The following is a 20,190-nucleotide window of genomic DNA, read 5'->3' as shown; positions in this document are numbered from 1 at the left end:
CTATCCGCCCTGGATTGCGTCGATCTGTTCTATGAACTGCGAAGATCTGTTTATCCCCCGCAGGCTGCGCTTGCCGTATACTTTGCATTGGAATTAAAGCGCTTACTAAATAGCGCTATACCATTGCAGGGGAGAGGACAGCGATGCAAGGACAACACTATCCAAGGGTCATCGCCTGGCTGATCATCGCGGTGCTGCTGGGAGGGCTGGCGCTGCCGGCCGGGCCAGCAGCAGCGTCGGATACGATCGCAGCGGGCGTGCAGGTGAATCAGACGACAGAGGAAGTGGTCGTCGGCACGGCATTATACAACATTCGCATCGAGAAAGCGGGCTTCCGCTACAGCTTCGAGGACGCTGGAGGCGGCGAGATCGCGCCGGCTCATCCGGTGTCGGGCATCCGCTTCGGGTCAGCGGCAGGGGCGACGCTGTACGATGCGGAGACGACGGAGCTGCTCGGTTATGATGAGGAGAGCATCCGCTTCCGTGTGGTGAACACGAACGGCGACGAGGCGCTTGTCCGCATCCTCCCTTATGAGCGCTATGCACGGTTCCAGATCGAGCCGGAGCCATTCGAGGAGCGTTCGCAGGCGCTTCAGGGCGAGGCCCCCGAGCGGGTGGAAGCTCTGATCTGGCGGGGCGATACGACGTGGGACGACTATACGCTGGAGCTGGAGATGAAGCAGAGCAAGCGGGACGCCAGCAGCACCTCGGGCGTGCTTGTCCGGTATCAGGATTACGACAACTTCTATCATCTCCGGTATCATCTGGCGACGAACAAGCTGCAGCTGCTCAAGAAGCAGACCGGCAGCGCGCTTAGCGTCATCCATGAGGTTAACGTATCCGGCGCATTTGACTCGGCCCGGCTGTACCCGGTAAAGGTCGAAGCTGAAGGCAACCGGATCCGGGCGTACTGGAACAATAGTCTCCTGCTGGATTATACGGATGAGCAGTCCCCTCTCCTAACCGGCGCGGTGGGCATGCGGATCTACAGCGATGTGACCAAGTACGCCAATGTGTCTGTGACGGCGGGGGATACCGTCCTCATGGACGAGTCGGACTGGCAGGGCACGGAGGACTGGCATGTGCACAACGGTCAGTGGCGCATGACGGGCGAGGTGACGCGGACGGCGGTTATCGATGCCCGGACGGGCTCGCTTAGCCCCGGCTACGGACTGGGCGATTACGCCCACAATCAGCAGAGCACCAATGTATTTGGCATCTCTAATCACGACCTCACCAACAAAGGCGCGGATCAGCGGTTTGTATCGACCTTTACGGTGTTCCCGGCCCATGGCTTCGCGCAGGTGCTGTTTGAGACCGGCAAGAAACGCGTGGCAGTCAACAGCGCGGAGAACAAGCTGGGGGCGGACAATGTCGCCAGCGTGGACGGCCTGTACTATTTTATGGGGACGATGGAGCAGATCTATGCCGATTACCAGGAGGTAAGAGTGGCCGAAGGGTATCCGGTCTACAAGCCCAAGTACGACTTCTTCGAGGTCGGCTACGAGGCGTTCGGCTCCCTCGGGTGGAACACCTACCAGACCTCGGTCATGCAGGATCTGCAGACGTATCTGGACAAAGGCTACAAGCTGAAGTGGGGCGTCGTCGGCTCGGGGTTCTGGAAGGGCGACCGCAACGCGCCGACGCAGGGGGCGACAACCAGCTTCGGTCTGTGGGATGATGTGGAGGGGCCGCCGAGGGCCGACGGGCTGCCGAATCCGAGATATCCCGACGTGGATGGACTCAAAGCTTTTTTCCGCGACAACGATATGAATCTGCTGCTCGGCCTGCGGACGAACTTCAAGGCGCTGCCGACCAACGGGGGCAACTATACGCCGGCGCATGACGGACCATTTACGGAGCAGGGGCTCGAGCGGGGATATTTTCTCAAGGATGAGAACGGCACGCCGCTTAAGTATACGGTTAGCTTCCCCAACGGCAGCGTCCATCTGCTGGATACGTACAATGAGGAGGCGCTGGACTGGTATGAACAGGGCGCTGACCTGTGGGGCGTCGACGGCTTCAAGGAAGATACGATGATGATGACCAAGCCGTATGAGGACGGCCTGTGGAACCGGTCGAACGGCAGGCTGATGGAGCAGGGCTATCAGGTGATGGTGCGCAATGCGGCCTACTCCGTGCCCGGGGATATCCTGCGGCTGGAGGATACGCAGCATGCCTACAACCAGGACCGTCCGATCATCAATGCGCTCAACTATGCGGCCAGCGGTGCGCCCAATGTCTACTCCGACATCGTGGCGGGCAAGTATCTGACGCTGCCGCTGACGCAGGATCAGAAGCTTTATTTTGTCCGCAATGCGATGTGGGCGGCGATGACGCCAGCCATGTCGCTGGGGCTCGGACCTTGGCATATGGAGAACGAGACGTATGAAGCAGCGGTCAAAAAAGCCGTCGACTTCCACTCGATGTACGCGCCTTATATCTACAGTGCGGTGGTCGACAGCTATCATACCGGCTTCCCGCATACGATGACGCCGTTGCCGATCGCTTATCCGGACGATCCGCAGACGTATCAGCTGGCCAACCGGACGACGCGCCAATACGAGTGGATGCTCGGTCCCTCGATGCTGGCGGTGCCTGCTTACGGCCATGACTATGCCAGCGTGACGGCGCGGGATGTCTATCTGCCGGCGGGCACTTGGATCGATTATGAATCGGGCGAACGTTACCAGGGACCGATGACGCTCGAGCGATACAGTCTGCCCATCGACAAGATCCCCGTCTTCATCGGCGGCAAGGGCGTCGTGGTAAGGCAGGAGCTGAACAATGGCCGTCTGCTCGCCGAGGTCTATCCGGTGGCGGATCAAGGCTCGACCTACACCTATACCTACCCTGACGGCGAGGCGACCAGCACGATCGTGAACGGCAACGACGGCTGGAACCCGGCCACGCTTCATCTAGTGGACACGACCGCGGATCAAGAGATCGCCTATGACTATGACGAGCGTACAGGCGCCTTCGCGTTCGAACTGACACCAGGCCATGACTATGAGCTGACGGGCGGCACCTTCGAGGGCACGCTGGCCGAGCTGCTGCTGCCGGAAGACCAGCCTGCCGAGCTGATCGCGGGCGAGCGGCTGCAGCTGCAGGTGGAAGCCCGGGCAGACAGCGGCGAGCCTGTAGAGCTGAGCGAGCTGGCGCTGGCCTACGAGACGGAGGATGCGGGTATCGTAGCGGTCAGCGAGGCTGGCTTGGTGACTCCGCTGCAGACCGGGACGACCCGGGTGCGCGTCTCGGCTGACGGTCCGGGCGGCAGGCTGTTCTCGCCATGGTTGACCTTGACGGTGGTGGAGGCGGCGCTGGCTATCGAAGCACCAGCCCATCTGGCGGTATGGACGGATGAGTCTGTCGTCGTCTCGGGTACCAGCCGGGGGCTGGCGCAGCTGGAGCTCCGATACCAGGGCGACGTAAGAGAGATTGCGCAGCAGGCAGATGGCGCTTGGGAGACGACCCTGGGCAGACTCGCGAACGGCCCGCACAGTCTGCAGGTCGTCGGCCGAGACAAGGACGGCCGGATCCGGCTGGCGCAGCAGATCCGGATCGAGCTGGACACCGAGGACACGCTGCTGGTGAGCGATTTCACGGACACGAGCGAGCCTTGGCAGATCGTCAATGGCAACTGGAGCTTGTCCGAGACGGACGGACGTGACGTATACCGGGCGACGGGCCGGGGCTTGACCCATGCCGGCCCGGCAGACTGGCGCGATTACCGGGTGGAGGCCGACCTCATGATGGCGGCTTCCGCATCGGGCGGCTCGGCCGGACTTGTCTTCCGGTACAGCGACCCCGCCAACTTCTATCATGTGCGGCTGGATGACAACCGCTCGAGTGAACCTGGCGTACGGACCATCCAGCTGTACAAATGGGTGGACGGCGCAGCCAGCAAAGTCGCCGAAGCGCCGTTCGCCTACGAATACGGCCAGTGGTATACGATGGCTGTCGAGGTGGAGGGTGACCGTATCCAGGCATTTGTGGACGGGGAACGCTACCTGGACGTCACCGATGCGTCGCTCGTCTCGGGTGCCGTCGGGCTGCGCACGTACGACCGCCATACGTCGGTCGATGCTGTCCGCGTGACACGTCTCGCCCCGGAAGAGCGGAGCGGCTATGCCGTCTGGCAGGATGGTGCGGCCGAGGTGCGGGAAGCAGAGGGAGCATCGCTCACGCTGGCATGGAGCGGCCAAGTGCAGGGCGTGGAGGACGCGCAGTATCGCGTCTGGGTAAACAACGAGCCGATGGCGGAGACGACCACGGAGCAGGAGCTTGTCATCGACGGCTTGGCGAGGGGAGAGCTGTACTCGTTTAAAGTGGAGGCTGGTGCAGGAGAACGCTGGAGTACCGATGGACCTGTAGTCGTCCACATCGTGCCTGACGGTGAAGGACCGGGGGAGCCTGGAGAGCCTGGAGAGCCGGGGAATCCAGGAAACCCTAGCAACCCTGGTGTTCCTTACAACCCGTATTATCCCGGGGGCTGGTACTGGGGGGAGAGTGGTGGCGACGACGGAAGTGAAGGGACCGGATCTGAACAGCCGGAGCCAGGACCAGATGTCCTTACCGTCACCGATGAAGAGCTGGCGCGTAGTGATCGGGGCCGGGCTGAGATCATCCTAAGTGCTGCGCAGCAGACCGTAAGATTGCCGATCGGTGCGGCACAGCTCGATTATCCGATCGCCGTTCGCACGGCTGCCGGAGACACCGTTATTATCGATCCCCTTGCATTGGCAGCGATGCTTGCGGATGTGTCTACGGGAGCAGCCGATTTCTTCCGCCTTGAGCTTACCGCGTCGGATATAACGGCCGGACAACGCGGACAGTTGGGGAGCGAGCTCCGTCTTATGGGTAGCGGGACAGTACAGCTGGACCTTGCTTTATCTTTGACTAGCGGCGAGCTCGTGCATTCACCTCTCTCGGGTGATGTACGGCTGGAGCTGGCCTACGATACCACGCAGGCAGATGCCGCACTACTGGGCTTATACCGATATGATACAGGTACTGGAGCATGGGTGTATGCGGGCGGCCATGCCGAGGCGTCCACGGTAACAGGAGCGGCTGCACAGCCGGGGCTCTATGCTGTCCTGCAGCGCGAGATCAGCTTTGCCGACGTGCCGCAGACGCATTGGGCACACCGTACCTTGCAGGTACTGGCGGCGCGCCATATCGTGAGCGGCATGAGCGAGACGCAGTTTGTACCGTCCGGTTTGACAACCCGTGCCGAGTTCACTGCGCTGCTAGTCCGGGCGCTTGGGCTGGAAGGCGATGCGAGCGCATCGGCTCTGGCATTCAGCGATGTTGCCCAGGGTGCCTGGTATGCTGCTGAGGTAGCGGCGGCATATGAGGCGGGCCTGGTCCAGGGTGTGTCTGCAGGCCGGTTTGACCCGCAAGCACAGATCACACGCGAGCAGATGGCGGTCATGATCGTCCGCGCCTTCGAGCTGGCGGGCGGCCAGACTCCGGATGCGCCGGGCGGCTTGGAGCAATATAGTGACCGCACCGAGCTATCGTCCTGGGCGGCTGATGCAGCGGCACAAGCGGTCGCGGCGGGACTGATGCAAGGAACCGCTACTGATACATTCGACCCGCTCGCCCAAGCAACACGGGCGCAGACGGCGCAGGCGATTTATAATCTGTTGGCGCAAGTGGATTAAATATGATGAGAAACTGATTGCGGTTGGGGAAGAATAAGTATATAGAGTAGGAGATCAATACAGAGCACGGCGATAGGGATGCCGTTGCTCTGTATTTTTTAGAGGGAGGCAGTTAACAATTGGTTGCAGAAAATACTAATATGACAATCTAATACGGTTTTAGACGTTTGGCGTTTCTACAACAAGCGCTGCTGCATGGAAAACTACATCAAGGAAGGCAAGAAAGGTTTTGCCATCCGTGTTATTCCGACGAGAGATCTTTCGCTCTGCTGGCACCCTTGTGCGCCATGCGCGTCAGATGACGTTGAATTGTGTTTCCCAATGTAGATATGAAAACGATATTTTTTAATTCTTGATTAAACCAAAAGACTTTCCTTGGTATTCGCTTTCATGGTAATATATATTAAAAATTACAATTTGGGAGGGTGATTTTATGTTTCGAGGTTTTCTTATCAACAAAAGAAGAGTATTACTTTTATTTCTCTTTATATTCCTTTTTCAGAATGTTCATTTACTTGAGACTTCGGCAAATGATGATCTTAAGGTCACTTTAGAACAAGCTCATCGAGCAGCTATATTTTTTGCCCAAAATCAAAGCGAGGAGCTAAAGTACTGGAATGAAGCAAACCTGGAATATAAATTTGATTTATACGATATTGACGATAGTCCAATAGCATATTACTTTGAAACGATCATAGACTCAAAAAGTGTGGGTTATATCATTGTTGGGGCTCGTTTTGATCTAAATCCAATCTTTGAGGTATCTGAATCCCCTCGTTATGAATTCTTTAATGAAATTGACAAAGGGAATAAAGTTTATTACCTGGGTGCTGAAAAATATTTATATGCGAAAAATGAAAAAAATCTGAAAGAAATCGTTGCAAATAAAATAAGGCTAAAACTGATCCAACTTTCTGAGAATCAAAAGACACAGAGCGATAGTTCAATTTCAAAACAAATTAGTGAATTACAAAATTATAGACTTGAAGGTTTAAAAGGTAATGTTGAAAGTAAAATCGTCTGGGAAAATTATTTAAGTTCTAATGCTGTCCAAGCTCTAAACTATCCAAATAGTTATTTGTTATATCAAATGAATAGAATATCTCAAAGAACTTCAGGAATAACAGGACAAGACTCGGCTTGCGGACCAACAAGTGCGGCTATGATAGTAAACTATCTTAGAGACACTGCAAACTTAAATGTTAGAGGGTCTGCATACTATAATGGGAATGTAAATTTAGTAAATCACCTCAGAGATGATATGAACACATCTTTTATTGGAACCACTGCGGAAAAATGGAGAAATGGATTCATCAAACATCTAAATAGGGATATGAGCGGATGGTCCGGTAACTTAATTTTTCCAGGGCAAAGTGACCAATTTGCAAAAGAAAGTTTTATGGATAGAATTGTGAGTTCTAGACCGCCAGGTGTTATGTGGGAATCTTTTCCTTGGAGTGATTACGGAACTGTACAATGGCATTGGGTTGCAGGGCAAGGTTACAACCAAAACAATGGAGATTTTCTGTTTGGAGCATTAGACCCAGATGGCAATAATGCCTCAACTAAATGGTATAATTGGAATAACAACAAGGAAGCTTTAGTCTTGATTATTTATAAACAGAATTAGCTTCTTGCGATAGGCGATTTCACACAGTAGATAGGAGAGGGATGTTATGGATGTTTTAATTACAGTATTAATTGTTTCTGTAATACTAATAACTCTACCCCTCATTCTTATTTATCGGAAGAAAGTGATATATAAATTTATTGGCTTAACACTGCTTTTAATTTTTATGGGTTTTGGTTTTTACTTAATGAATAGAATATCACTCTCACCGACAGAGGTATCTAGAGGAAACGTAGGTGTATTATTCCTGCCGGTGGCAGTGATTCCTTTGATAGTAACTGGATTTATACTTATAACAAAGTCTTATTTCTTTTTTGGGAATTTAAATTCTAAAATGCTTTTTCTATTATTATCTCCATTGCTTCTGTTAGGTTTTTTGTTAATAAACCCAGTATTAAACAGGTTCCAAAACTATGCAAATAATTTTGGGAGTCCGAATGATAAAGAAGGGTCAGCATTTTTTAATAAATTATGGCTTAATGAATACACTTATAATATTGTATTTAATAGTACCACTTTTATTTTTGTAATTGTTATTTTTCTAACTATTGGTTGTTTGATATCATTTGTTCGGAGATAAGTTATCGGCTACCTCTTTAAGAAGGGAGGGATGCCCATGGAGGTAAAGACGCTTTGACGTTGATGATCGGTTTCGGTGCGCTAATTGTAGCGCTGCTGACGCTAGTCGTCCATCGTCGCAGTGATTAACCAAAAGAAATAGACCGCCCCCCAGCAAGGTCGCGGTCTATTTCCTGATCGTGTAACCGAAGCCGACCGCCTTTGAAGCGGTCTACTGTGCTACTGGAGTCGTGTTGTCGCACGGCTCCTTCTTTAGTTTTATTATAACCAGCTTAGTTTATACTTGCAACATACAGAGCATTTCACGCCACTCCTGCACACATGGAAGTCGTATGGCCCCCTCGGGCTCATACGGCTTTTTTCTGCTGTTTCCCAATAGAACAAATCTACACATCCGCCCACACCGATCCACCCTGAAAAATTGCGAATTTTTGTTCCATCAGGTGAACAGTTTTGTTTATTACCGCGCCGGAGCGTGCCTGATAAGCTGAAGGTGTCGGTGGGAGCAACGCACGGACAGAGATGAGATCACAGGAGGTCAACGAAGTGAACAACAAAAAGTGGGTACCAACGCTGCTAGCAGGCGTGATGACGCTGGGACTGCTCTCGGGTTGTGCAGGAGGCAGCAATACAACGTCAGGCGGCAACGGAGCAAACACACCGAGTAACCGTGGTGCGGCTACGAATACGCCTTCGGCATCCGAGCCGATCAAGCTGACGATGTGGGGCGGCGTACCGCCGGAGTCGGGACCGCAGGCGGTCGTAGACGCCTGGAATGCTGAGAATCCCGAGGTTCAGGTCGAGTATGTGCGCTTCGTCAACGACGATGACGGCAATCTGAAGCTGGATACGGCGATGCTGACCGATCAGGGCGTCGACATCTACGTCAACTATACGCTCTCGCAAACGGAGAAACGGGTAGAAGCGGGTGTGGCGCTCGACCTGAGCGAGTTCAGCGACTATGACATCGATGACAAAATGGGCCCGGACGCGGCACTTTGGAAGATCGACGACAAATATTACGGTGTACCAACCAAGAAAAATGCGTTCTTCGTCGCCCTGAACAAAGACATGCTGGACGAGGCGGGGCTGGAAGTGCCGAAAAGCTGGACGTGGGATGAGGCGCGCGACTATGCGAAGCAGCTGACGGCGGACGGCCGGTACGGTCTGATCCAGCATCTCGAGCCATTCTATGATCCGATGGACTCGGTGCTGGAGAAGGATGGCTACGCCAAAGCAGACGGCAGCTCCAACCTGGACCATCCGCTGATCCAGCAGTGGCTGGAGACGCTGAACGCGATGATGACCGAGGATGCCTCGACGCCGCCGCTGGGCGAGCAGATGTCGACGCAGCTGCCGGTAGATACGAGCTTCCTGGGTGGTCAGGCCGCCATGCTGAACATCGGCGAGTGGCTGATCCGCAGCTCCAACAACCTGACTGATTTCCCGCGCGACTTCAAGATTGCTTTTGCACCTGTGCCGCGCTTGGCTGACGCCGAAGCTGACTTCATCACCCGCGGCGGTCTAGGCGACCTTGTCTCCATCAATGCCAAGTCGCCGCACAAGGAAGCAGCGTGGGAGTTCGTTAAATGGTACGCCGACGGCGGCATGGCGCCGATGGCGGCGGGCGGCAGACTGCCAGCCTCCAAGGATGTCGACAAACAAGTCGCGCTCGACAGCTTGCTGGGCGACCAGGCAGACACGTACGATCTGGAATCGCTGGAATACGTGCTGTATGAGGATACCACACCGACCTATGTACGCAGTGCCTCGCAGCAAGTGATCGACCTGCGGACGCAGGAGTACGAGAAATATTTCCTGGGCGGCCAGACGGTCGAGAAAACGATCGAGAACATGGTGGCCCGCCACAACGAATTATTGAAATAAATATACCAGGAGGAGAAGGCAGACTGCTCTCAAAGGTGCAGAAGAGGTGCGGAATCGATTCTGATCAACGCGATCGGAAGAACGATCCGCTCCACCTAGGCCCTTTTTGAGAAAGTGTGCGCCTTCTCCTCCGTCATGACAGGAGTGGAGCACCATGAAGGGCAACTGGATGAAGAAGCAGCAGCTGCTGGGATACGTGTTTATCGCGCCCAATATGATTGGCGTGCTGCTGTTTTTTATTATCCCCGCCATGTTTTCCTTTGTCCTGATGTTTACGGACTATCGCTTTATGAACCCTAACGTCTCGTTCGTGGGACTGGATAACTTTACCCGGCTGTTCAAGGATGAAGTCTTCTATGTATCGCTGGGCAATACGCTGATCTTCCTGCTCTCCGTCCCGATCTCGATCATGCTCGCTTTCGTGGTGGCGGTAGCGCTGAACAAGTCCGTGTATATGAAAAAAATGCTCCGGGCGCTCTACTTCATGCCCTACATTACCAGCGGCGTCGCGATCGCTTTCGTATGGATGCTGCTGTTCCAGCCCAAGATGGGACCGATCAACGGCTTCCTGCGGGCCATTGGCATCGACAATCCGCCGGGCTGGCTGTCGACGATGGAGACGTCGATGATCGCCATCGACATCATCTGGATCTGGTTCATGCTCGGCTACAATATGATCATCTATCTGGCAGCGTTGCAGGAGATCTCCTCGGAGCTGCTGGAGGCGTCCAAGATCGACGGCGCCAAGTGGTGGCAGACGATCCGCAGCATCATCTGGCCGCTGGTCAGCCCTACCACCTTCCTGCTGCTCATCACGGGCCTGATCATGACGATCAAGACCTTCGGCATCATCCAGGCGATCACCCAGGGCGGGCCGGGCAACAGCACGACGATTTTATCCCTTTTTGTGTACAAAAATGCGTTCCGCTATTACGAGATGGGCTACGCTTCGGCCATATCCTGGGTGCTGTTCTTCATCATCCTGGTCATCACGATGATCCAATGGGCCGGCCAGAAGCGCTGGGTTCACTATTGACGGGAGGAAGATAACCATGCAAGCAACGAAAACCGCACCTGCGGCCTCCCCCAAGGTCCCGGCACCAAGCAAGACGCCCGGCTGGCTGCAGCTGCTGGAATGGAACAAACTGCTGCTCACCGTGGTGATGACGTTTTTCGGCATCTTGATGATCGTACCGTTCATCTGGATGATCAGCACCTCATTCAAGACGCCGGCCGACGTGTTCGTCTACCCGGTCAAATGGCTCCCCAACCCCTGGAACTGGGAGCATCATATCAAGGTGTGGACGGGCGACAAAAGCTTTGTCACGTACTATGTCAACTCGCTTAAGGTTTCGATCATCAGCACAGTTGGCGCGACGTTCTTGTCAGCATTTGCCGCTTACGGCTTCTCGCGCGTGGAGTTCAAGGGCCGCAATGCGCTCTTCCTCGTCTACCTGTCGATGATGATGGTACCGCCGCAAGTGCTGTTCGTGCCGAAGTTCATCATGTTCGAGTGGGCGGGGATCTACAACACGCATTACGCGCTGATCCTGCCCGGGATGTTTACGATATTTGGCGTGTTCATGATGCGCCAGTTCTTCCTGTCGATCCCGTATGAGATCTCGGAGTCGGCGTTTATCGACGGGGCGGGCCACTTCCGCATCTTCTTCCGGCTCATCCTGCCGCTGGCCAAGCCCGCGCTGGCGACGCTGGCGATCATCGACTTCAGCTGGCACTGGAACGATTACGAGAACGCGCTGGTGTTCCTGATCGATGAAGGCCTGTACACGGTGCCGCTGGGATTGCAGAATTTTATTCTCGAAAATACCATCGACTACAACGGGATGATGGCCGCGGCGACGGCCGGCATCGTGCCGATGATCGTGGTGTTCCTGATCGGCCAGCGTTTCATCATCCAGGGTATCTCCAATTCGGCGGTAAAAGGCTGATGTCGCGGGAGGACAACATGAGAGGAGCGTATGCACAGTGAGAAAAGAGACAGTACAAACCGACATTACGGTCGTCGGCGGCGGTCTTGCCGGTGTCTGTGCAGCGGTGGCGGCGGCCCGGCTGGGTCAGACGGTAGCGCTGGTACAGAACCGGCCGGTCCTGGGAGGCAACTCCAGCAGCGAGGTCAGGGTATGGGTGTGCGGCGCGACGAGCCATGGCGTCAACCGCTATGCCCGGGAGACCGGCATCATGGGCGAGCTGTTCGTGGAAAATCAGTTCCGCAACCCCGACGGCAATCCCTATCTATGGGATCTGATCGTACTGGAGACCGTGCGGGCCGAGGCCAATATACGACTGTTCCTTAATACGGATGTGCATGAGGTCGAAGTTGCAGACGCGGGAGAAGGCGGCAAAATCGCTGCAGTGACCGGTTGGATGATGGGCTCGGAGCGCCGCATCCGCTTCGAGAGCGAGATATTCCTGGACTGTACGGGAGACGGACTGGTGGGCTTCATGGCACAGGCGGACTTCCGGCTGGGGCGTGAAGCGCAGAGCGAATACGGCGAGGCTTGGGCACCGGAGGTTCCTGACGACATCACGCTGGGCAGCACGATCCTGTTCTATACCAAGGATGCCGGGCATCCGGTCAAGTACGTGCCGCCGAGCTTTGCCAAGAACATCGAGGAGACGTCGATCCCGGTGCGTCGCGTCATCCGCAGCGGCGACTCCGGCTGCCATTACTGGTGGATCGAATGGGGCGGCGAGCTGGATACGGTGCACGACAACGAGCGGATCCGCGACGAGCTGTGGTCGGTCATCTACGGCATCTGGGATTATATCAAAAATTCGGGTCAGTTCGAGGCGGACAACATGACGTTGGAGTGGGTCGGCTCGCTGCCCGGCAAGCGCGAATACCGCCGCTTCGTCGGCGATTATGTACTGAACCAGAACGATATTATCGCGCAGGAGCCCTTCGCGGATCGTGTGGCGTTTGGCGGCTGGTCGATCGATCTGCATCCGCCGCTGGGGATGTACGCTGAGGAGAGCGGCTCCAAGCATTATCATGCGGACGGCATCTATCACATCCCGTTCCGCTCGCTGTACTCCCGCAACGTCGGCAATCTGATGTTTGCCGGACGCAACATCAGCGCCACCCACGTCGCCTTCGGGACGACCCGGGTGATGGCGACGTGCGCCGTCATCGGGGAGGCGGCAGGCACAGGTGCGGCACTCAGTACGCGCCGGGGCGTATCGCCGCGTGAACTGTACGAGCGGCATCTGGCGGAACTGCAACAGACGCTGCTGCGCCAGGATGCCTCGGTGATCGGACTGCGGAGCGAGGATGCGGATGACCTGGCGCGGCGTGCAGTGGTGTCGGCTTCGAGTGCACAGACGGAGGTGGCCGTCACCGAGCCGGCGGCACCGCATGCGCTGACGCATCCGGCAGGCGTGCTGTTCCCTGTCACGGAACGGCTGGACAGCGTGGCGCTGCTGCTGGATGCGGCGTTCGACACCGAGCTCACGGTGGAGTTGTATGAGACTGGCCGGGGCGAGAATTATATTCCGGCTCGCCCAGTCCAGAGCCGGACCACGCAGATCAGCCAGGGAGCGGGCCAATGGATGGAAGTGCCATTCGATTACCGGCCGGAGGAGGCGGGCAATGTCTTCGTCGTCATCGGAGCGAACGAAGCGCTGACGCTGTACACGAGCAACGAGCCGTTGTTCGGCGTGCTTTGCTTCGAGAACCGCGTGGAGAGCTCGGCCGATTTTGCCAGCTATGATGAATCGCAGCTGACGATGGCTTGGTCGATGAAGGGGCTGCACCGCACACCGCTGTGTCTGAAGGTGTCGCCGGAAACCTCGGCCTATGGCGCACAGTCAGTCACTGACGGCTACGTCAGACCGTATGCAGGCCCGCATATCTGGATGTCGGAGGCGATGACGCCGGGTGACGAGGCGTGGCTGGAGCTGTCCTGGCCCGAGGCGCAGACGGTGGCGGAGGTGCAGATCACGTTTAACGACGATGTCAATGAGGACCTGATCAACCTGCATCACCATCGTACGCCGTTCGAGGTCATCCCGGAGCTGGTCAAGGTTTACCGGCTCGAAGTGTATGAGGACGGGGAGTGGCGGACGGTGCACCGCGAGACGGATAACCGCCGCCGCAAACGCGTGCACCGCTTGGAGCAGCCGCTTCCGACCGACCGTCTGCGGTTGGTCGTCGAAGCTACGAATGGCTCGCGCCATGCGCAGGTGGTGGAGGTCCGCGTGTACGCTTAGCTCTGCACGGGAACATGATCTAGCGGTAAATGGGAGGAGGATGGAAAGGTCGGTGAGCCTGTCGACGCCCTGCAACGGTCGTGGATGGAGAACGTAAGACGGTGCGGATGTTTCAAGAAGGGAACGAGTTATCCGTCGGCTCCTGCCGCAGTATGCCCTGCCTGTCATCGTCAGGTGTTCACCCGGGGCATTTATGATTTCTGTTTAGTACTTTAAGAGGAAACACGCCGTAGCCATTCTGGACTGCGGCGTGTTTTTTTGTCGATCTGGTCAGATTTTGTAGAGGTGTCTGTACTACATTGAGACGGGAGGTTTGTACGGAGCTTTGACTAATCAAGGATGTCTTTGGAAGTCAGGGTTTCCGGAAAGGGGGGATGATTGCAGAATTGATGTGATTTCTTTATTTCTAACTTAATGGAGGATGAGTAAACTTGAAGAAGATGTATTCTATTGCATGGAGACGGCCGCTCAGCGTGCTGCTGGCGGGCGCTCTGGTAACCGGGGGACTCCCCCTCGCATGGGCGCCGCAGACGGCGTCGGCGGACGGTGCGGCGATTGTTACGACATCGGGAGTAGTCATATATGATATTTCCGGTACCGAGGCCCGAATTATTGATACAGGCGTGACGCTGGATGAGCAAATATTGAACAGTGTCGACTATCAAATGCTGGATGGCGCGACCGTCCTAATCGATGGATTTGTGAGCGGCGATGTGCTGGCCCTGGAGCTGCCGGATGATTTTGGAGCTCCGATCACTGGAAGCTATAATCCCAATAACGGCATTCTGACGTTGAGCGGCATGGCTTCCGTGGAGGCTTACGAGGAAGCACTGCAGCATGTCGTATTTTCCACCACATCGACAGACGCATCGGACCGGACAGTCCGGTTCACGTTGGGCAAAGCTTTGCCATTTGGTGAGAATGGACATTATTATGAGTACATCAATACCGGCAGTCCGATTAGCTGGTATGAAGCCAGAGCTGCAGCAGAGACGGATGAAATGATGCACTTCGGCCAAAGAGGATATCTGGCGACCATTACATCCGCAGCCGAGAATAGCTTTGTTCAAGAAAAAACCGAAGGTATTGGCTGGTTGGGCGCCATGGATATCCAGCGGGATGGAGGACTGTCAATAGGCACAGGTGACTGGCGCTGGGTCACCGGTCCGGAAGGTCAGGATGGCGATGGGCTTGCGTTCTACACCGGTTACTTCACATTGCCGATCCACGGTCCGGTGGACGACGAGTACAACAACTGGGCAAATCAAGAGCCCAACAATTATGATGGAGTCGAGTATGTAGCCCACATCTATAGTACGGGCGTTAATGCCGGCAAATGGAACGATTTTTCCCCAACAAATAATACTGTACGGGGTTACATCGTCGAGTATGGCGGCATGCAAGACGACCAGCCAATCGTCATCACCGCTGACAAAACGATCGCTATCGTCAACAAAGCGGACCTGAACACTGGAGTCGAGGACGCAGGTGGGCTGGATGAAGAGAACTACGTACCGAGCACCTGGGAAGCTTTTGAGAACGCGCTAGCAGCGGCACAAGAGGTACTGGATGACTCCGAGGCCACGCAAGAGGAGATCGACGCGGCATTGGCCGATCTGACGGACGCGCGCGCGGCGCTCGTGCATGTGGATGTTGAGCTCCACATCACGGAACCTGCCGGTGATACCGTCAAGGTGTCCAAGCCTGAGCTGACAGGTACCGTGGGCAGCAGTGAAGCGCAGGTGACCGTGGTGCTCAAAGACGCCGATGGCGTCATCATCGAGACTCGGCCCGTCGACGTCGACGAGGACGGCAACTGGAGCTTCGAGCCGGAGGAGGACCTAGCGGCGGGCGATTATACATTTGAAGTGACGGCGGAAAAAGATGGCGAGAGCCACACGGAGATCAAAGAGCTTGCTGTTGATCTGTCTTCCCTGAGCGGTCTGGTGGTCAATGACCCGTCCGGCAACCCAGTTAGTCTATCCCCGGCTTTTGCGGGCGGCACGACTGATTATACGTCTGCGGTGAGCAACTCGACCGGTCATGTGACGCTTGATCTGGAAGCGCTGGACCAAGGGGGTACCATCGAGTTCGCTGTGAACGGCGGAGTTTGGCAGGACGCGGATTCCGGAGAAGCGACCGGGCAGCTGCCTCTGAATGTAGGCGAGAATACAATCGTCGTCAGAGTGACCGATGCAGCAGGCAACGTAACGGAGTATACGCTGACCATTACCCGAGCTGCACCGAGCAGCCCGGGCTGGACCTACTATCCTCCGTATACGCCGGAACAGCCGGGTAACGAACCTCAGCCTGAGCCGGAGACAGGGGAGCTGGTAACCCGTGTGAACGGCGATAGCGATAGCTTCGCTACAGGTACGACCAGCGAGGGACAGACTAACGCACAAGTAGATCTGGACAAGCTGGGTGAGGCGTTGGCTACAGGCACAGGACAAAAGCTGGACATCTACTCACCGGCTGCAGGCGACCTGCAGGTGGAAGGCTTAACCGCAGCAACGCTTCAGGAGCTGGCTAACAAGGGTGCGCAGCTTGAGATCGGCAACCCGCTGGCCATCTACCCTGTGCCCGCTGGACAGCTGGATCTGTCTGCGGTCTCCCGTCAACTGAATCAGGCTGCACCAGAAGACATCGACGTGCATATCGAGATCGCTCGCTCCTCGGACGAGCTGATCGCCAGCAGCCGTGCCAAGGCTGCAGCAGCAGGCTATGAGCTGCTGGTAGATCCCGTCGACCTGGATATGACCTTCGTCCATAACGGTCAAACTGTCCGCTCGGAGCTGCTCAGCGGCTATGCGGCCAAGTACATCGCCCTGCCTGAGGGTATCGATCCGAACCGGATCACCACAGGCGTCGTGGTCTATCCGGACGGCAGTGCTTACCATGTACCGACAGTGGTCACCCGGATTGACAATCGTTACTATGCGATGATCAACGACTTGAGAAGCTATGGCTCCTATTCGGTGATCTGGAACCCGCAGGATTTTGACGATGTCCGCACGCACTGGGGCCAAACGGATGTGAACAATATCGCGGCTCGTCTGGATCTGCAAGGCAACGGCGATAACACGTTCTCACCGAACCGACTGGTCACGCGCGCCGAATTCGCGGAGATCATCGTCACGGGACTGGGCTTGATGAACCCGCATGCGCCGCTTCATCTGTTCCCGGATGTGGCAGCATCGGCCTGGTACGGACAGCCTGTATCGATCGCGCAGGAGTTCGATATCATCCGCGGCTATGACGACGGCAACTTCTACGGTCAACGCCAGTTGACCCGGGAGCAGGGCTTTGCCATCGTGGCCCGGGCCCACCGACTGATTGATCCGCAAGCCTCGGTATCGAGTGCAGCCATCGAGACGCAGTTGGCCGGCTTCGCCGACAGGACGTCGGTTGCTGCCTGGGCTCGCGCAGACGTCGCACAGCTGATCCAGGCCGGGATCATCAACGGGCAAGGCGACAGCCTGCTGGATCCCAAAGCAGGGATGTCCCGCGCGGAAGTGACGGCGCTGATCGCAAGATTGCTCCAAACGACCGAATTGATTAACCGTTAATCACTTCGAATAAAACAACCCTGACCGCGTTAGCCACGCAGTCAGGGTTGTTTGCTGTCTAAGGGCTCACCCGCCAGATCGGATTGACATAATGCTTTCAAATGTATATAAAATTTGGTAATCTGTTTAGACATATAACTATGGAAGGAGAGGGAACAATATTAAGACTAAGATACTCATTTTAGCTCTCCTTGCCACATTGAGTTTAGTCTCTTGTTCGAATACAAAAATAGTTTTGAACTTAGATAAAATCAATACTTTTCACATAACTTATCTAGGAGATAATAATGAACTAGTAAATGATTTATCCGATTCAGGCATAGCGATCTCACAACAGAACCCTGAATCAGAGTACGCAGGGGACATCCTCATTATTGATAATGACCTTGTATCTCAAATTAACGTCGAGGAAATAAAAAGCTATTTGCTCGATGGAAACTATGTATTCTTTGATCGTGCCAATAATACACAACAAATTGAACAAAAATTCATGGATCAAAAGTCGTATGAGTATACTAAGGATGAAGACCGTAATGTTCTGCTACAGCTTCAATTCAATGGAGAACAATTCGTAATACGGACTTCAAACTATGAAAATGATGAATTAAAATATGAGCGACTCATCCAAACGTTGTTCGTTCTTCTGGAATTAGAATAATCAATTGTAAAAACAGGCTTGGCCGTGACGGCACAGCCTGTATTTGGGTTGTGCGTTGATCCGAATCCACTTGTCTTAATCCGTTCAGCTCGAAGGTCATATGATGCGGGTTGGACGTGCCGCGAAAATGGGCATCGAGCTCCAGCGGATCCTTACCCGATTGCCATGCCTCGGTTACCCACTGCAGTCCGCGTTCGGGATCCCGGTCCGCCCAGGCGGAGGCATACTTCTGAGCAGCCTGCAGAGCAAACAGATAGTCCTTCGTTGTGGCGACAATCGTCAACAGTTTGTCGGCATTCCATTCGCCGTTAGCCTGCAAGACTACGTGTGACATGCCCCGTTGTAGATACCAGGCGCCTGGCTCTTGCTCATCTGTGAACCATTCTGCCCGGCCGCCCGGCAGGAAGAGCGTCTCGTCCGGCGCTCGGTCGCCTTGCAGCGGTCTGAGGTCCCCAGCGGACTGAGTCACAGTGTACTCGGGGTAGACGAAGCGGAGCTGCCGGGCTGCCTGATCAGCCGTGATCTCGGCTGATGAGAATGCGCCTTTGCCCGGATTCACGAGCAAGGGGGCGTACACGCCTACTGTGTCCGCAAGGTCCTGAACATGACGGATCTGTTCATGGGTGTAAGGCTGCTCCCCTGTGCGCTCGGCCTCGTATTGCTTCTGAGAGAGCGTATCGATCTCGACCCAGCCTCCGGGCGAGATATAAATTCTGGGCTTGACGGGAGTTGGTGGCAATGATAGACTCGACTTAATCCAAGTTTGTGTATCGGATTAATAATATAAGTGACTGTACCGGTCCACCGGAGGTCTCCTAGATTGCAGCCGCGAGCTGCTGTTCAGGAGGCCTTTTGTCATTACCATCACGGTGTTGGTCACGAAAGAGGGGGATAGCGATGAAGATAACGCAGCTTGGCGGAGGGCGAGTATTCACGGCAGCGATCTTGTCAGCCTTATTGTTGGTAACGGCGGCATGCGGCAATTCGGGCGGAGGGACCGGTTCCCCTACTAATACCACCGGGAACAGCCCCGGAGGGGGCGAGAAGCCAACGGCAGCGGCAGCCGAGGGAGATTCCCGCGACCTGACGATCCGCATCGGCTATCAGAAGTACGGGACGATCAATATCCTGAAGGCGGACGGCGGACTTGATGAACGGCTCGCAAAGGAGCGCAACATCAAGATCGACTGGATCGAGTTCCCCGGCGGCCCGCAGCTGCTGGAAGCACTCAATGTCGGCAGTCTGGACATCGGCCACACCGGCGAGGCGCCGCCGATCTTCGCACAGGCCGCCGGAGCGCCGCTCGTCTATCTGGCGCATGAGCCGGAGAGCCCGCGCAGTGAAGGCATCATCGTCCCGGAGGGCTCACCGATCCAGACGGTAGCGGATCTGGAGGGCAAGACAGTCGTGCTGAATAAGGGCTCCAACGTTCACTATCTGCTGGTCAAGCAGCTGGAGAAAGCCGGCGTGGCTTACAAGGATGTGGATGTGAAGTTCCTGCCGCCGGCCGATGCCCGGGCTGCCTTTGAACGCGGCAACGTCGATGCGTGGGTGATATGGGATCCGTTCCTGGCCGCGGCGGAGACCGCCACCGGAGGGCGCGTCATTGCAGACGGCACCGGGGTTGTGGCCAATCACGGATTTTATCTGGCGACCCGTTCCTTCGCCGAGCAGCATCCGGATCTGGTCGATATCCTGCTGGAGGAAGCGGACCGCATCGATACCTGGTCCAAAGAAAATACGCAGGAGCTGGCAGAGCTGTTGTCGCCGCAGCTCGGCATCGATGTTGAATCGCTGGTGCTGGCGGGCGAGCGGCGGGCATACGGCGTCACCCAGATCAGCGAAGAGCTGATCGAGGCGCAGCAGGCGATCGCCGATACGTTCCATGACCTGGAGCTGATCCCGAAGGCGATCGATATCCGCGAGGCGATCCTGAAGTAGGTGCGAATCAAATATACGACTATACATGAG

The 20,190-nt window shown here is 55.7% G+C and carries 10 protein-coding genes and 1 pseudogene; 10 read left to right on the top strand and 1 reads right to left on the bottom strand.

Translation table 11 applies throughout. The features are described from left to right. The first annotated feature begins 143 nt into the window (after positions 1-143). The 9 genes and pseudogenes from ABC336_RS13875 (at position 144) to ABC336_RS13835 (ending at position 17,561) form a co-directional block, all read left to right on the top strand. Complete coding sequence (locus ABC336_RS13875) at positions 144-5,666, top strand: S-layer homology domain-containing protein (protein WP_413239202.1); 5,523 nt, start codon at positions 144-146, stop codon at positions 5,664-5,666. Positions 5,667-6,099: 433 nt separating this feature from the next. Next, positions 6,100-7,296, top strand: a complete 1,197-nt coding sequence (locus ABC336_RS13870) for a C39 family peptidase (RefSeq protein ID WP_413239201.1) — start codon at positions 6,100-6,102, stop codon at positions 7,294-7,296. Positions 7,297-7,342: 46 nt separating this feature from the next. After that, on the top strand, positions 7,343-7,876 hold the full coding sequence (locus tag ABC336_RS13865) for a hypothetical protein (RefSeq protein ID WP_413239200.1): 534 nt from the start codon (positions 7,343-7,345) through the stop codon (positions 7,874-7,876). 50 nt (positions 7,877-7,926) lie between these two features. Further along, a pseudogene (locus tag ABC336_RS13860) lies at positions 7,927-8,004 on the top strand (putative holin-like toxin); the annotation flags it as partial. A gap of 417 nt (positions 8,005-8,421) precedes the next feature. Then, positions 8,422-9,762, top strand: a complete 1,341-nt coding sequence (locus tag ABC336_RS13855; RefSeq protein ID WP_413239199.1) for an ABC transporter substrate-binding protein — start codon at positions 8,422-8,424, stop codon at positions 9,760-9,762. A 154-nt stretch (positions 9,763-9,916) separates the two neighbouring features. Then, positions 9,917-10,798 (top strand): carbohydrate ABC transporter permease, encoded by an 882-nt coding sequence (locus ABC336_RS13850; RefSeq protein WP_413239198.1) that lies wholly within the window; start codon positions 9,917-9,919, stop codon positions 10,796-10,798. Positions 10,799-10,814: 16 nt separating this feature from the next. Next, positions 10,815-11,711 carry a carbohydrate ABC transporter permease gene (locus ABC336_RS13845; protein ID WP_413239197.1) on the top strand — a complete coding sequence of 299 codons (897 nt, stop codon included), beginning with the start codon at positions 10,815-10,817 and terminating at the stop codon, positions 11,709-11,711. Positions 11,712-11,748: 37 nt separating this feature from the next. Further along, positions 11,749-13,992: an FAD-dependent oxidoreductase gene (locus ABC336_RS13840; protein WP_413239196.1), complete on the top strand. Its 2,244-nt coding sequence runs from the start codon at positions 11,749-11,751 to the stop codon at positions 13,990-13,992. A gap of 440 nt (positions 13,993-14,432) precedes the next feature. Then, complete coding sequence (locus tag ABC336_RS13835) at positions 14,433-17,561, top strand: S-layer homology domain-containing protein (RefSeq protein ID WP_413242512.1); 3,129 nt, start codon at positions 14,433-14,435, stop codon at positions 17,559-17,561. A 620-nt stretch (positions 17,562-18,181) separates the two neighbouring features. Here the strand turns inward: ABC336_RS13835 and ABC336_RS13830 are convergent. Then, positions 18,182-18,958 carry a hypothetical protein gene (locus ABC336_RS13830; RefSeq protein ID WP_413239195.1) on the bottom strand — a complete coding sequence of 259 codons (777 nt, stop codon included), beginning with the start codon at positions 18,956-18,958 and terminating at the stop codon, positions 18,182-18,184. Positions 18,959-19,116: 158 nt separating this feature from the next. Here ABC336_RS13830 and ABC336_RS13825 point away from each other — a divergent pair, with 158 nt between their 5' ends. Then, positions 19,117-20,160 carry a sulfonate ABC transporter substrate-binding protein gene (locus ABC336_RS13825; protein ID WP_413239194.1) on the top strand — a complete coding sequence of 348 codons (1,044 nt, stop codon included), beginning with the start codon at positions 19,117-19,119 and terminating at the stop codon, positions 20,158-20,160. Positions 20,161-20,190: the final 30 nt, after the last annotated feature.

Origin of the sequence: Paenibacillus jepli, assembly GCF_047238105.1 — a bacterium.
In the GTDB taxonomy this organism is placed as follows: Bacteria; Bacillota; Bacilli; order Paenibacillales; family Paenibacillaceae; genus Paenibacillus_D.
Note: the sequence above shows the minus strand (reverse complement) of the source record. Positions and strands in the feature narration are given on the sequence as shown.